Genomic DNA, 13387 nt, shown 5'->3' on the forward strand with positions numbered 1-13387 from the left:
TACATTTGAAAAATATAATTTCGTATTTTTGGAGTAAATACATTTGTAATGAGCACCATAGAAATTAAGTCTGAAATAGTTAAGGTCATAGATACTCTGCCGGAAGATGCATTACTGCCGGTACTGAATTATTTAAAAAGCGTATCAACTGCCGGAAATGATAAAGCCGGGCTTAGTGCTAACCTTAGGAAGATATTGGAAGAAGACAAGGAGTTACTGCAAAAGCTTGCCCAATGATTACCGTTGAGGAAGTTTTAGAAATCCATACAGTACTTATAAACAATTTTGGAGGAGCACAAGGCCTGCGTGACAGGAGTTTGCTTGAATCTGCCATAAACCGTCCGTATGCTACTTTTGGCGGGCAAGACCTGTATCCCTCTGCTATAGAAAAAGCCGCGGCCATTTTTGAAAGTATAGTAATAAACCACCCTTTTATAGATGGCAATAAACGTACGGGCTATGTTATGATGCGGTTAGTGCTTATGCACGAAGGGTTTGATTTGTCAGCTTCACAATCAGAAAAATATGATTTTGTAATTGAGGTTACAAGCGGACAACATACCATCGATTCCATACAGCAATGGATAAAACTGCATTTAATTTCACGATAGTAAATATAAATCTTTGATAATCCTTTAAATCAATGTTATCTGTGTTCCTAATTTCATGAACAACACTCCCCTCATAAACACTCAAATAACCCTTGAGCGTATATCTGGCAAAGGCGGGTGGACCTACGCACGCATTATTGGCATTCAAAAGGAAGACGGTGCGGCGTTCGGTATGGTGCGGGTTAAGGGCAGTATAGACGGCTATGAAATTGATACCTGCAGCATTATGCCCATGGGCGACGGCGGGCATTTTTTGCCGGTAAAGGCCGAGATACGCAAAGCCATTAAAAAGGAGGAGGGCGACTCTGTACATATCATACTCTATAAAGACGACGAGCCTTATAAAGCGCCTGCCGAATTGCAGCTAAGGCTGGAAGAAGAGGGCGTGTACAAAAACTTCCTGAAGCACAAGCAGTGGGAGCAGCGTATGTGTGCCCGCTGGATATTCTCTGCAAAACGCCCCGAAACGGTAAATGAGCGCATCATTAAAACCATTTTCCGGCTAAAGCGGAACGAGAAGATTATTTAGCCACATAGTTTATTCTATTTACAAACTTCCATGTAGTCCTACCGCTTTGTGTACCTTTTTGCTTTCCAAAGGAAAGCCTTTGTGTCCTTTTTACAGGTTCTTTAATCAACTTCGTGGGCTTAGTGAAAAATCTTTGTGCTCCTTGTGGTAAAAATCCCTCGCCAAGTCGCCAAGCCGCTAAGCATGTGTACGCAATAGTATAGAGCTTTCTTTTAGCTATGTACCTATGTGGTAGATTTAGATAGTAATTTAAGAAAGGTACCAAAAGCGTAGTACTATACCGTTGTAACCCTTATTTTCAGCAGGGGTAAGGGCTGTTAACAAATATTATTGTCTTTTTTTTGTTAAAATTTTCTCCGGCACTTGTTTTTTATGATTTAATTATATTATATTTGGCTCAACATTAATTCTTAATTAACAAGTCGCCTATAGTATACAACTACTTTTTAGAAAAAACCCGCAAGGTTAAAAACCAAAAATTAAAAACGCTAAAAAGTATCGCTATGGCTAATGTTGTAATCCCTGACGCTGTTCTGGTGAAAAATTACATGGGTGGAGAAGAAAACGCTCTATCTGTATTAATTAACAGGCACCAATCGAAGATTTACGGTTTTATTTACTCTAAAGTATCTGACAGGGATATCGCTGATGATATCTTTCAGGACACTTTTATCAAAGTAATAAAAACGCTGAAAAGTAACTCCTACAACGAAGAAGGTAAATTTTTGCCATGGGTGATGCGTATTTCGCACAACCTTATTGTGGACCATTTCCGCCGCAACAAAAAAATGCCTATGCAACGTGATACTGAAGAGTTTTCGGTATTCTCTATCATGACCGATAACAGCCCTAATGTGGAAACCCGCATTATAGGCGAACAGGTGGAAAGCGACCTGCAACGCATTATAGAGGAGCTTCCGGCAGACCAGAAAGAGGTGCTGTTAATGCGTATGTACCAGGATCTTAGCTTTAAGGAAATAGCCGACCTTACCGGTGTAAGCATCAACACTGCGCTGGGCCGTATGCGCTATGCCCTGATGAACCTGCGCAAGGTTATTGAAAAAAATAATATTATTTTGACCAATTAGGCAATATAAGGGAGAGTCTTGCGTTCTATTGTTGTAAAGATAACAAATAAGCAACTTAGCATGGCAAAACTCTACTCTGAACAAAAACCGGCAACACAGGTTATGCTGCCTAAAACTGAAACAATCGAATTTCTGCTGAACTATTCTAAAGCGCTTTCTTTTGTAAAGACTGAGAATGGTACTTTCGAAAATATTGCTAATTAATTTTTCCTTTAGCCTCCCGTGATTTACTTACGGGAGGCTTTTTTGTAATATTCTTCGAGCACTGATTTACGGCCTATAGTGGCTGTAATAATATCTTTGTCCAGCTTCCAGCCGCGTGCAGGGCTGTATTCCCTTCCGTACCATATTATTTGCAGGTGGAGGTCGTTCCAGCGGTCGCGCGGGAACAGCTTTTTCGCATCCTTTTCGGTCAGTACCACATTCTTGCCGTCGCTCAGGCCCCAGCGGTACATCAGCCTGTGAATATGCGTATCTACCGGGAATGCCGGCACACCAAACGCCTGGCTCATTACCACACTCGCCGTTTTATGGCCCACACCGGGCAATTCTTCCAGCTCTTCAAAGCTTTGTGGTACTTCGCCATTATGCTTTTCCAGCAGTATCTCAGATAATCCGTGTATCGCCTTAGCCTTGGCAGGGGACAGCCCCACAGGTTTTATGATTTCGCGTATCTCATCGATGTCCAGCTTTACCATCATTTTGGGGTTGTCTGCCCTTTCAAATAACAGTGGCGTTATCAGGTTTACGCGTACATCGGTGCTTTGGGCACTCATCAGCACAGCAATCAGCAGGGTGTACGGGTCTTTATGGTCCAGCGGGATGGGTATGGTCGGGTAAATTTCGTCCAGCGTTTTTATTACAAAGGCGGCCTTTTCAGCTTTAGTCATTTTTAGGTAAATTTGCACACAAATATAAGCCTAAATGACTACACTAAAAAAAGGGGATAAAGCCCCTGCGTTTTCCGGCGTTGACCAAAATAACAATACCCATTCGCTTGCCGATTATAAAGGGAAAAAACTGGTGGTTTTCTTTTACCCGAAAGCTGATACCCCAAGCTGCACCAACGAAGCCTGTAACCTGCGTGATAACTACCACCGCTTCGAGGCGCAAGGCTATGCATTGTTAGGTGTTAGCGCCGACCCGGTAAAAAAACAGGCCAAATTTGCCGATAAATATCAACTGCCTTTTCCGCTGCTGGCCGATGAAGACCACAGCATACTGAATGCCTTTGGCGTATGGGGACCAAAGAAATTTATGGGCCGTGAGTACGACGGCATCCACCGTACTACGTTTGTTATAGATGAGAACGGCCTTATAGACGAGGTTATCATAAACGTAAAAACCAAGGAGCATACAGCGCAAATATTTGGTGATATTTAAAAAATAGCTAACAAAAGTTAAGTTATTCTTTTTCAGGGATGTTTTTTAACTATTTTTGCTAAACCAACTTTATCGGCCAAAGTGATGGATATCTATAATGAAGTGCGCAAAATATGGGAAATCATCCCAACATCCCCTAATGTAAGGAACAAAGAACTGAGTGATGTACTGTACAAAAAGATGGTAAGCATCTTTCAGGTGGGCAGCAATTACAATTATATTGTAAATGTGCGAAACCCCGCCATAGAGTACATAAGCCCTGATGTGAAGGAGGTGCTTGGGTACGGGGAAAACGATATTACCCTGTCGTTTTTTGTGAGCCTTATCCATCCGGAAGATGCGCCTTTCTTTGTCAACTTTGAGGCGGCCATAGCACGCTTTTTCGGGAACCAGCCCGAGCATGAACTGTTTAACTACAAGGTGCAGTACGACCTCAGGTTCCGCCATGCCGACGGCAGGTACATACGCATGCTGCACCAGTTTATCGTTATTCAGCATGATGCTGATGACGTGCGCACCTTTGCCGTTGATACCGATATTACCCACCTGAAAAACAGCGGTACGCCACAGCTGTCATTCGTTGGGCTAAATGGCGCTTCTTCGTATTATAATGTTGATACCAATGATACCGTGTACCAGGTAACGCCGCTTTTTACCAAACGCGAAAAGCAGATACTTACGGCACTTGCCGGTGGACTGAACAGCCAGGAAGTAGGGGATAAGCTGAACATAAGCAGGCATACGGTAGATGTACACCGAAAGAACCTGCTACGCAAAGCCGAAGTGCGTTCTACATTTGACTTGGTACAGAAAGCCCAAAACAATGGCTGGGTATAGTTACAGGAGCTTAATGCGCAGGTACTGCCAGTTTTTGTTTATGTTGCCGGTTTTATCCCGGTACTGCGAATGGTGGTTGGCCGGGGTATAAAAATACCCGTCACTGCTGAAAAAAGCTGCATCATCATCAGGTATCCAGTTCTTAAAGGTGGTAGATAAACGCCTTGTTATCCGGCTGTCTTTTTGTATGATGTGTATATTGAAATCGCATCCCTCGTCATAGGGATTGGCATACATATCGATTATCTTCTTTTTATCTGCTGAAATGCGTGGATAATATATAAACATTGCCGTCGATTGTCCCGTTTTTTTATCGTAAAACTGTACATCGTAATCTTCCCAATACATACCCGCCACTACATATTGGTTAAGGAACGGCACACTGCCCAGGTAGGTAAATTCCCTGCGGGTTTCTTCATCTACAATGTTGTCAGCTATGGTAATAATACTGTCTTTGCAGGGAAGCAGTAGCTTGCCATTTTTCTTTTTTATAGCATTATCCTTTATAATGTAGTCTATAGCCGATTTACGTTTGCTGAGAAAAGTAGCTTTGGTAATCAGTTCTATTTTTACAAAATGTTTTATAGTATCGGCAGGATATTCGCGGTTGTTTTCATTTAAATATACGTGGTCTGTTTCGTAAACATTTTCGGCTGTGAGGATATTTTCCTGGTTGCTATTTTCCGGTTGGAACAAACAGGTAAAAAGTAATAACAGGCTGCTGAAGAAACGTAGTGCCATATTAACAGGTTTTATACATCAAGGTCAAACATCTTGCGCAGCGCATCGAGTGCCGGGTTTATGGCCTTCAGCTTTTCATATTTTTCTTCAGGGGTAAAGGCATGGCGCGATGAAACCTCCTCGTTTACATGGGTTTCTATCACCACATCGTGGTTGTGCAGCTTACCGCGCAGGTAGCCCAGCAGTTCCAGCTTATCCCCGTCAAATTGTGCCTTGCTGCCCTCATTCGGTAATTCCAGCCGTATCGTAAAACCGTCAGGAGCCAGCACCGGGTCGTTAATCTGCATATAGGTCGCCATGATTTTTTTGCCGCTGTCGTTAAGGCGTTGGGCAAACTTATTCCACAGCAGCCTCATATCCGTTTCGTTAAAGGACTGCTTTGGCAATTCCTCGGCATGGCGCAGTATGCTCTTTTGGGTTTCCTGAAGTTCGCGCTTTTTCATAATGCTTGAAAGCGAAAAAGCATTCACCCTCTGGCTACCGTCGTCAGCCGGTTTTTGTGGTACAGGTGGTTGTATCACTATAGGTTCTTCCACCTTCAGTTCGGCAGCAGGAAGCGGGGTTATCCCGGCAGGTTTTTCGGCTACGGCTTCGGCAACTACAGCAGTAACGGCAGGCATTTCCGCAGGTTGCGGTACCGCTATTTTGGGGTTGTATTGTTCAAAGTAATGGGCGGGGATTATAAACCCGTCAACTTTTTTTTTTCTCCATCAAAGGTGATGGAGGCCAGTTGCATAAGGCACAGTTCTACCAGCAGGCGCTGGTTTTGGCTGGCTTTGTAGCGCAGGTCGCACTCATTGGCAATATCTATACCCTGTAGCAAAAACGCCTGGCTGGCTTTTTGGCTCTGGGTGCGGTACAGGTTCTGTGCTACCTCACCGGCTTCAAGCAGGGTAAGGGTTACCGGGTTTTGGCACACCAAAAGGTCGCGGAAATGCGAGGCAAGACCGGCCACAAAGTGGTGCCCGTCAAAGCCTTTTGCCAAAACTTCGTTATATAAAAGCAGCAAATCGGGTATGCGGTTTTCCAGTATCAGGTCGGTTACCTTAATGTAGTACTCATAGTCCAGTACGTTCAGGTTTTCGGTAACGGCCACACGGGTAAGGTTGGTACCGCAGTAGCTCACCACCCTGTCGAATATCGAAAGGGCATCGCGCATGGCGCCATCGGCCTTTTGGGCAATGATGTGCAGTGCGTCGTCTTCTGCAGTAATACCCTGGCTGCGTGCTACCTCGGCAAGGTGTTCCTTGGCATCCTTTACGGTAATGCGCTTAAAGTCGAATATCTGGCAGCGCGAAAGTATGGTAGGGATAATCTTGTGCTTTTCGGTAGTCGCCAGGATGAAGATGGCATGGCGTGGCGGTTCTTCCAGTGTTTTCAGGAATGCGTTAAACGCCGCCTGAGAGAGCATGTGCACCTCGTCTATGATATACACTTTGTACTTACCGGTTTGTGGCGGTATACGCACCTGATCTATAAGGCTTCGGATGTCATCTACCGAGTTGTTACTGGCAGCATCAAGCTCAAACACGTTAAACGCAAAATCCTCATTCGGGTCGTCATAACCTTCCTGGTTTATTTTGCGCGCCAGGATACGTGCACAGGTGGTTTTACCCACACCACGCGGCCCTGTAAACAACAGCGCTTGTGCTAAGTGGTTGTTTTCTATGGCATTCAGCAGCGTATTTGTAATAGCCTGCTGCCCCACAACATCCTTAAAGGTTTGCGGGCGGTATTTGCGGGCAGATACGATGAATTGTTCCATAGAAGGGCAAAGATACTCTATTTTATTTCAGATTTCAGATTTCAGATTTCAGAATTATCCACAATAGTTCATTTACCACAAAGGGCACAAAGTTTTTTCACAACGTACACAAGGCCGGATGAATATTAGGTTTGTTCCAAACTACTAAGTGCACAAGGCTTTACGTACCCGCTTTGTGTCCGCCAATCCTGTGTAACAGGATTGAAATCTTTGTGAAGAATTTTTAGGAATCCGCGTTGTGCCTCCTCGTGAAAAAACTTTGTGCCCTTAGTGGTGAAAATTTTTGCGTTAAAGCAGGCCTAATTATGTATCACCTTATGGGCGATGCCGTTAACCTCTACAAGGTACATACCCTTTGGTAAAGCCTGCATGTTTACGGTAGCAGCATTTTGGTTCAGGTTGTAGTGGCTTACCCTTTGCCCTATTGTATTATAAATGCTGATAGATAACGAAGGCGATGCTGTAGTAATGTTCAGCACATCAGTAGCAGGGTTGGGGTACAGGGTAACGCTATTGGCTGTTACTTCTTCGGTACCGGCAAGGACGCTGCAATAATCTATCCTTGGGTTTTCAGAGAAGCTGCACGGAAACTCATAATAATTTTGCAAATGAATAGGGTAAGGGTTGGAAAGGCTTTGCAATGCGGCCATATCGCCGGGCATGGTTACCTGTGCCGTGCTGCCGTGCCCCAGTGCTACGTCCTTGCCCGAAGTATTCCCGTTAAAGGAATAATCGGCCAAAGCATCTATAAAACGGTAGTAGGCATAATAATCCAACGCGTCAAAGGCTGTAGCAGTATTCGGCAGGCTGTGTGTGGCCTCGTAATTGTACCCGTTTACAGTACTTGACGATACCAGTACATAATCCTTTTCAGCCGCATCTACATTCAGGTGGTTAAATATGTCAATCGCCATACGGTGGTCGTTTGTGGTATCATCGGCAAAAACCTCAATTAGCACTTTTGTGTTGGCAGGGTAGCTGTCTAACAACGTATTATCGGCATAGTAAGAGTACCATTGCGCCAACGCGTAAATAAAACGCCCGTTGGTTCCCCAGCCGTCGGTGGTAAACAGTTCCTGCGCAATAGCAAACGAAGCCCCGCCGCCAAACGAATGCCCCATAAAGCCTACCTTATCGGTACTGATGATTCCGGGATAATCCTGTGCCGCCTTACGGAAACCGGCCTTAAGGTTGTCATAGCGTTCCTGTATGGTCGTCGTAGCCAGGGTTTGGTACGGCACATACACTATGGCGTACCCTTTTTTGGCAACAAATTCCAGCATACCGATGATGTTTTCGGGGTCGTTGCCGCCGTAAGCATGGCTGTAAAATATAGTAGGTACCGGGGTACTAATATCACCGGGGTGGTAAATGTTTATGGTGTGCCCGGGGAAGTTTACGTTGGCAAACGTCTCCACGGCTACCGTATGGCTGCCGTCGCTGCCGTAACCCGTAGCGGGAATAGCGTAATTCGAGTCGGCGTACTGTGCAAAGGCAATTTGGCTTAAAGCCAATGCAAAAAAGTAAAAGTATTTCTTCATGATTGGGATGTGTGTTTTGGTGGGATGAGTTTTTTTACCAGCATGGGCAGCGTAAGCCCCTGGCCTAAAAGGGTAAACAGTACGGTAGCTACAGAAATGTAGATGATTTCGTTCCGCATAGGGAAGGGGCTGCCGTCGGCCAGTGTGGTGGGTAAACCTATGGCTACAGCCAACGATACGATGCCACGCATGCCACTCCAACTGATGATAAGGCTGTTGCGCGAATCGATAAGCATGTCTTCTTTTACCCGTTTATGGTTGCGTCCGAAGGCTTTTTGCAAGTTCACTTTTTGCATGTACACCCTCAGCATGCGGATGAGCAGCGCTACTACAGTAATCAGCAGTGCGTAGATGGTGTAGGGCATTACATTACCTTGGGGGATGTTGTGCAATACGTAAGGCAGCTGCATACCAATGAATATGAAGATGAGCCCGTTCAGCATAAAAATGATGATTTCCCAAATGTGCTTCGATTGGTTTTTAAGCCTGTCCGGGAAAAATTTATTGCTGATGAAGGAGATACCAAAACCAAATGTTACCACAGCAATTACACCCGATACGTGGAATTCTTCTGCTACGAGGTATGCCACAAACGGCATCAGCAGCAGGAAGCTTACAATCGCCACATTGTTGCCTTTCATAAACTTCAGCAGGAACGACAATCGCGACATGATAAAGCCCACAAGGAAACCTCCCCCCAGGAGCTTTAAAAACTCAAACGAGGCATCTAAAAATACAAACGCGCTGCCCGTAACGGCTGCCACGGCAAAGCGGTAGGCTACCAGCGCCGATGCATCGTTTATAAGGCTTTCACCTTCTAAGATAACGGTGGTTTTATGTGATAGCCCCAGGCCTTTGGTAATACCCATAGCGGCTACGGCATCGGTCGCGGAAAGTATGGAACCAAGCACAAACGCCAGCGGCCAGGTCATGCCCGGTATAAGGTAGCGCGCCACCACGGCAATGCCCAGTGTGGTAAGGAATACCAGTGTTATGGCCAGCGTGCTTATGGTGTTGATGTGCATTTTGAAATCGTTGAACGATATATTAAATGCGGCATCATACAGCAACGGCGGCAGGAAGATAAGGAAAATGATTTCCGGGTTTAGTTCAATTACGGGCATGGACGGGGTAAAGCCTATGGCGATGCCCGCAATAATGAGCAGTATGGGGTAGGGGAACCTCGTTTTATCGGCTACAGCCGAAAGGCATATCATTATGGCGAGTATGAGTAGTACTACGGTGTAGTTTTCCATTGGCTGCTTAACGTTTTAGGCTATCGGTCCACACAGGCGCTTTTAGCTTTCCAGAGGAAAGCCTTTGTGGCCTTCTATAATCCCCGGACGTTTAGCTCCTTTGTGGAACTTTGTGCTTCCTTGGTGTGCTTTGTGGTAAAATTTCTCGCAAAGCCGCCAAGGCGCTAAGATGTGTGTGATAGCTTGTGGTGTAAAAATACAAATATAACCTTTAGCGGTAAGATTATTCGCCATGAAAGAGCCATTTTACCACATGAATGGGCAGCCTGTAGCTTACGCCACCACCTTTGCTATATCTTCGGTGCAAAGCAGTTCCAGCAGGGCCTGTTCCTGTTTGTTCAGGTTGTCGTCTGCGCAGGCATCCTCAGCCATTTTGTAGTTCCAGATGGAACCTTTTTCGTAGGCGGCAATCACCGTGGGGTGCACGTAGTATTTTTTGCAGACGGTACGGGTATTGCCCAGTTTTTTCGCTACAGAATCCAGTACGGCCACGATTTTCCTTTTGCAGTCGGTAATACTTGTATGTTCGCCAATCTCATTGAATGCGCACAGTGCATTAAGGCTGCCTGCCCACGCCCTAAAGTCCTTGGCTGTGAAATCCTCGCCGGTGATTTCCTTTATGTAATGGTTTACATCTGCCGAGCCTATGGTATGGTGCCCTCCGTCACCGTCATAATATTGGAAAAGTTCCTGCCCCGGTATGTCCTGGCATTTTTTTACCAACCGTGCCATGCGGCGGCTTTGCAGTTTTATTTTGTGCTTCACGCCTTTTTTGCCCGTAAATTCAAACCACACGGTATCCCCCTCAAACTTCACGTGGCGGTCGCGCAGGGTTGTCAACCCAAACGAACCGTACAGCTTTTTATACGCGTCATTACCAATACGGATGTTGGTCAGCTCTATGAGCTTTACCACCAGCGCCACTACTTTTTCGTAGGGTAACCCGTGCCGTGCCAAGTCTTTTTCCACCTGTGCGCGTACAAGCGGTAAGGCATTGGCAAAATTCCGAAGGCGGTAAAACTTGCTTTGGTTGCGTATGCGGTTCCACTCGGGGTGGTAGCGGTATTGCTTGCGGCCTTTGGCATCGGTACCCGTTACCTGCAGGTGCCCGTTTTCATAAGGCGAAATCCATACGTTTTGCCATGCAGGCGGAATCACCAGCTGTTTTATGCGCAGCAATACCTCCTTGTCGCGCACCACAGTACCGCTTTCATCCACATACGAAAAGCCGTTGCCCCGCCGCTTCCTGTAATACCCTTTGTGGGTGTCCAGTGAATAACGCAGGCCAACGGCTTTGGCTGTTATTTTAGGGTCGCGCCCTATTTTTTCGAGCTTTTTCGTCAGGCGGTCCATAGCTTATTGTGCTGCCATCCTTCCCTGTATGCTCATATCCAGCAATATCCTTGCTGCCTGGTTTTCGGTATACGCTCCGGGACTTACCACATACACGCCTTTTTCGCCACTTTTAATGCTGATGCCATATACGGTAGCTTCATCGCCCGGGTCGCTTTCACCCTCGTAGCGGTAAATGTGCTCAATGGTTACATCTTCCTTGTTGTTAACAATGCGGTCTTCCTCCAGGTTAAAATCTGTGGTATACCCTTTTTCTGCCAGTTCCTGCAATGCCTTGGAAACGGTGGCGTAGTGATACATTTGACTGTCCATGATATTATGTTTTTAAGTGAGCTTGTATTATGTACACTTAAAATTAAAAATTACTGCAACGCGCCGCAGCCAACGGAATGTTAAGGGAATGTTTTAGAAGTCATAAAAGTATTTGAGTCATAAAGTCGAAGGTCTAAAGTCTTAAAGTCTGCTCTGCCTAAACTTATACCCTTTTGACTTTCGACTTTCGACATTTGGCTTTAAGACTAAAAACCGTACTTTTGCCCACGAAAGCAGGCGGCCTTATCGCTTCCGCCACGGCGGGGGAGGAAAGTCCGGACACCATAGGGCAGCATAGCGGGTAACGCCCGTCATCACGCTTTTAGCGTGAGAGGACAAGTGCAACAGAAAGTATGTACAGGTAATGCTGTAGTGAAACCAGGTAAACTCTATGCGGTGAAATGCCATGTACACCGGTTATATGTAGGGCGGCCCGCCCGATGCCGGGGGGTAGGCAGATAGATAGTAACAGTAATGTTGCTGCCAGATAAATGATAAGGGTTCCGTTAAGGAGCACAGAATCCGGCTTACAAGCCTGCTTTTAATTTTTTAAACTCCCACCAATGAAAACACTATCCCGGTTATTTACAATTGCTATTTTTTGTATTGGTTTACATGCATTGGCACAGGTACAGCATACCGACCCGCTGTATGCCCAAATGATAGAGATGGACAGCCTGTTGTTCGGGCAGGGGTTTAATAACTGCAACTATAAAGTGCTTGAAGATATACTGGCACCCGACCTTGAGTTTTACCATGACCAGGGCGGCATACAGAATAAAAAGGAATTTATAGAGGCTACCCGTAAAAACATCTGCGGGTCTGCCAACGGAAAAATAACACGCAGGCCTGTAGCCAGTAGTATTGAAGTATTCCCGTTGTATAAAAACGGGGTTTTGTACGGCGTGTATGAGACCGGTACGCACGAGTTTTTTATACAGCCTGCGGGCAAAGCAATACAGAAAACCGGCATAGCGCGATTTTCGTGCCTGTGGCTTTTAAACAATAAAAAACAGTGGATACTGAAACGGGTAATGAGCTACGACCATAAGGCTGCTGAGTAAATAGAGATTTTCAGTGTTCCATTTCGAGCGGAGGTACGGAGCCGAGAAATCTCATTAAATTAAGCGTTTTTGAGATTTCTCCACTCCGCTGCGCTACGGTCGAAATGGAAAGAGCTACTTCCGTTTCATCACTATCTCCATACTCTTGTATTCTGCCTGGCCTTCCTTGGTATCAAAAATTTCCAACTTGCGGGTATTGTCATCCACCAGCGTATATACTTCACGGAAATTAATGGTTTTACCGGTAATAATATCGGGCGTAGCACCCTTCATAGTTATGGTTTTTGTAGCAGCGTCATAAGGGCCGCTGGCTACCATCATTCCCGTACCGGAATTGTCTATAAACGTAGAGGTAAACACCTTGTCCTTGTTGTTAAAGGCTACAGTATTCTTGCCTTCCCAGTCCATACCCATCATTTTACCCTTATAGGTAATTTCCTGGTAACGGCCGCCGAAAATCATTTTGGCTTCGGCCACAGAAGTATCGGTTTGTGGTTTTGCCCCCGGTGTTTGCCAAAACGTCATCGTAACATCCCACTTACCGTTTTCGGCTTCCAGCAGTTTGTGCATGTCACCCGGGGTGGCGTATTCTACCCAGGCTTTTTGGGCGGCAACACTGTCTACGGGTGCCTCGGGCGCACTGGCTACGGTTGTAGTATCGGCTGTGGCTACCGTGTCTTTACCGTCTGTGGTACCCGATGTTTCTTTCTTACACGACAGCAGGCATAATGATGCTGCCGCGAGGGTTAAGGTTAATCGTTTCATAATTGTTTAATTTTATGTTGTTTACATAAAATTAGGTAAATAAACTATTGAGGTAGCCTAAGGAAACGTTAATGGTTTATTAGGTGGTTTGTACCAAATGAAAACGCCGTGGTTTCCCACGGCGCCTCTTCATAATATAATT

The 13387-nt window shown here is 45.6% G+C and carries 17 protein-coding genes and 1 other RNA gene; 9 read left to right on the forward strand and 9 right to left on the reverse strand.

Annotated elements, in window-relative coordinates:
- The first annotated feature begins 48 nt into the window (after positions 1 to 48).
- From ACZIX4_RS05265 to ACZIX4_RS05285, 5 genes are all read left to right on the forward strand, one after another.
- On the forward strand, positions 49 to 237 hold the full coding sequence (locus ACZIX4_RS05265; protein ID WP_463334558.1) for a hypothetical protein: 189 nt from the start codon (positions 49 to 51) through the stop codon (positions 235 to 237).
- Complete coding sequence (locus ACZIX4_RS05270; RefSeq protein ID WP_463334559.1) at positions 234 to 611, forward strand: type II toxin-antitoxin system death-on-curing family toxin; 378 nt, start codon at positions 234 to 236, stop codon at positions 609 to 611. The genes ACZIX4_RS05265 and ACZIX4_RS05270 overlap by 4 nt, the downstream gene beginning before the upstream one ends.
- Positions 612 to 666: 55 nt before the next feature.
- Complete coding sequence (locus ACZIX4_RS05275; RefSeq protein ID WP_463334560.1) at positions 667 to 1140, forward strand: DUF1905 domain-containing protein; 474 nt, start codon at positions 667 to 669, stop codon at positions 1138 to 1140.
- Between the two features lie 503 nt (positions 1141 to 1643).
- The gene (locus tag ACZIX4_RS05280) at positions 1644 to 2228 is read left to right on the forward strand and encodes an RNA polymerase sigma factor (protein WP_463334561.1); all 585 of its coding nucleotides are present in this window, start codon (positions 1644 to 1646) and stop codon (positions 2226 to 2228) included.
- A gap of 60 nt (positions 2229 to 2288) precedes the next feature.
- A complete protein-coding gene (locus tag ACZIX4_RS05285; protein ID WP_411406743.1) occupies positions 2289 to 2432 on the forward strand; it encodes a hypothetical protein in 144 nt (47 codons plus the stop codon).
- A gap of 23 nt (positions 2433 to 2455) precedes the next feature.
- On the opposite strand, the gene ACZIX4_RS05290 is transcribed toward ACZIX4_RS05285, so the two are convergent.
- Positions 2456 to 3118 carry an endonuclease III domain-containing protein gene (locus ACZIX4_RS05290; protein ID WP_463334562.1) on the reverse strand — a complete coding sequence of 221 codons (663 nt, stop codon included), beginning with the start codon at positions 3116 to 3118 and terminating at the stop codon, positions 2456 to 2458.
- A gap of 34 nt (positions 3119 to 3152) precedes the next feature.
- Here ACZIX4_RS05290 and bcp point away from each other — a divergent pair, with 34 nt between their 5' ends.
- A complete protein-coding gene (bcp, locus tag ACZIX4_RS05295) occupies positions 3153 to 3611 on the forward strand; it encodes a thioredoxin-dependent thiol peroxidase (protein ID WP_463334563.1) in 459 nt (152 codons plus the stop codon).
- Between the two features lie 84 nt (positions 3612 to 3695).
- A complete protein-coding gene (locus ACZIX4_RS05300; protein ID WP_463334564.1) occupies positions 3696 to 4448 on the forward strand; it encodes a helix-turn-helix transcriptional regulator in 753 nt (250 codons plus the stop codon).
- On the opposite strand, the gene ACZIX4_RS05305 is transcribed toward ACZIX4_RS05300, so the two are convergent.
- The 7 genes from ACZIX4_RS05305 to ACZIX4_RS05335 form a co-directional block, all read right to left on the reverse strand.
- On the reverse strand, positions 4449 to 5189 hold the full coding sequence (locus ACZIX4_RS05305; protein WP_463334565.1) for a hypothetical protein: 741 nt from the start codon (positions 5187 to 5189) through the stop codon (positions 4449 to 4451).
- Positions 5190 to 5200: 11 nt separating this feature from the next.
- Complete coding sequence (locus ACZIX4_RS05310; RefSeq protein WP_463334566.1) at positions 5201 to 5809, reverse strand: DNA polymerase III subunit gamma/tau; 609 nt, start codon at positions 5807 to 5809, stop codon at positions 5201 to 5203.
- A gap of 59 nt (positions 5810 to 5868) precedes the next feature.
- Positions 5869 to 6954, reverse strand: coding sequence for a DNA polymerase III subunit gamma/tau (gene dnaX / locus ACZIX4_RS05315; protein WP_463334567.1), 1086 nt, complete (start codon positions 6952 to 6954; stop codon positions 5869 to 5871).
- Positions 6955 to 7253: 299 nt separating this feature from the next.
- The gene (locus tag ACZIX4_RS05320; RefSeq protein WP_463334568.1) at positions 7254 to 8495 is read right to left on the reverse strand and encodes a T9SS type A sorting domain-containing protein; all 1242 of its coding nucleotides are present in this window, start codon (positions 8493 to 8495) and stop codon (positions 7254 to 7256) included.
- Entirely contained in the window at positions 8492 to 9751 is a 1260-nt protein-coding gene (locus tag ACZIX4_RS05325; protein ID WP_463334569.1) for a Na+/H+ antiporter, read from the reverse strand. Before ACZIX4_RS05325 ends, ACZIX4_RS05320 begins: the two co-directional genes overlap by 4 nt.
- A 273-nt stretch (positions 9752 to 10024) precedes the next feature.
- Entirely contained in the window at positions 10025 to 11104 is a 1080-nt protein-coding gene (locus ACZIX4_RS05330) for a DNA topoisomerase IB (RefSeq protein WP_463334570.1), read from the reverse strand.
- 3 nt (positions 11105 to 11107) lie between these two features.
- Entirely contained in the window at positions 11108 to 11416 is a 309-nt protein-coding gene (locus tag ACZIX4_RS05335) for a hypothetical protein (protein ID WP_463334571.1), read from the reverse strand.
- Positions 11417 to 11646: 230 nt separating this feature from the next.
- Here ACZIX4_RS05335 and rnpB point away from each other — a divergent pair.
- Both rnpB and ACZIX4_RS05345 read left to right on the forward strand, forming a co-directional pair.
- Positions 11647 to 11962, forward strand: an RNA gene (rnpB, locus tag ACZIX4_RS05340) — RNase P RNA component class A.
- A 17-nt stretch (positions 11963 to 11979) separates the two neighbouring features.
- Complete coding sequence (locus tag ACZIX4_RS05345) at positions 11980 to 12480, forward strand: nuclear transport factor 2 family protein (protein WP_463334572.1); 501 nt, start codon at positions 11980 to 11982, stop codon at positions 12478 to 12480.
- Positions 12481 to 12594: 114 nt separating this feature from the next.
- Here ACZIX4_RS05345 and ACZIX4_RS05350 read toward each other — a convergent pair whose 3' ends face one another.
- The gene (locus ACZIX4_RS05350; RefSeq protein WP_463334573.1) at positions 12595 to 13245 is read right to left on the reverse strand and encodes a DUF1579 domain-containing protein; all 651 of its coding nucleotides are present in this window, start codon (positions 13243 to 13245) and stop codon (positions 12595 to 12597) included.
- Positions 13246 to 13387 lie beyond the last annotated feature (142 nt).

This window comes from Flavobacterium niveum (assembly GCF_055231775.1).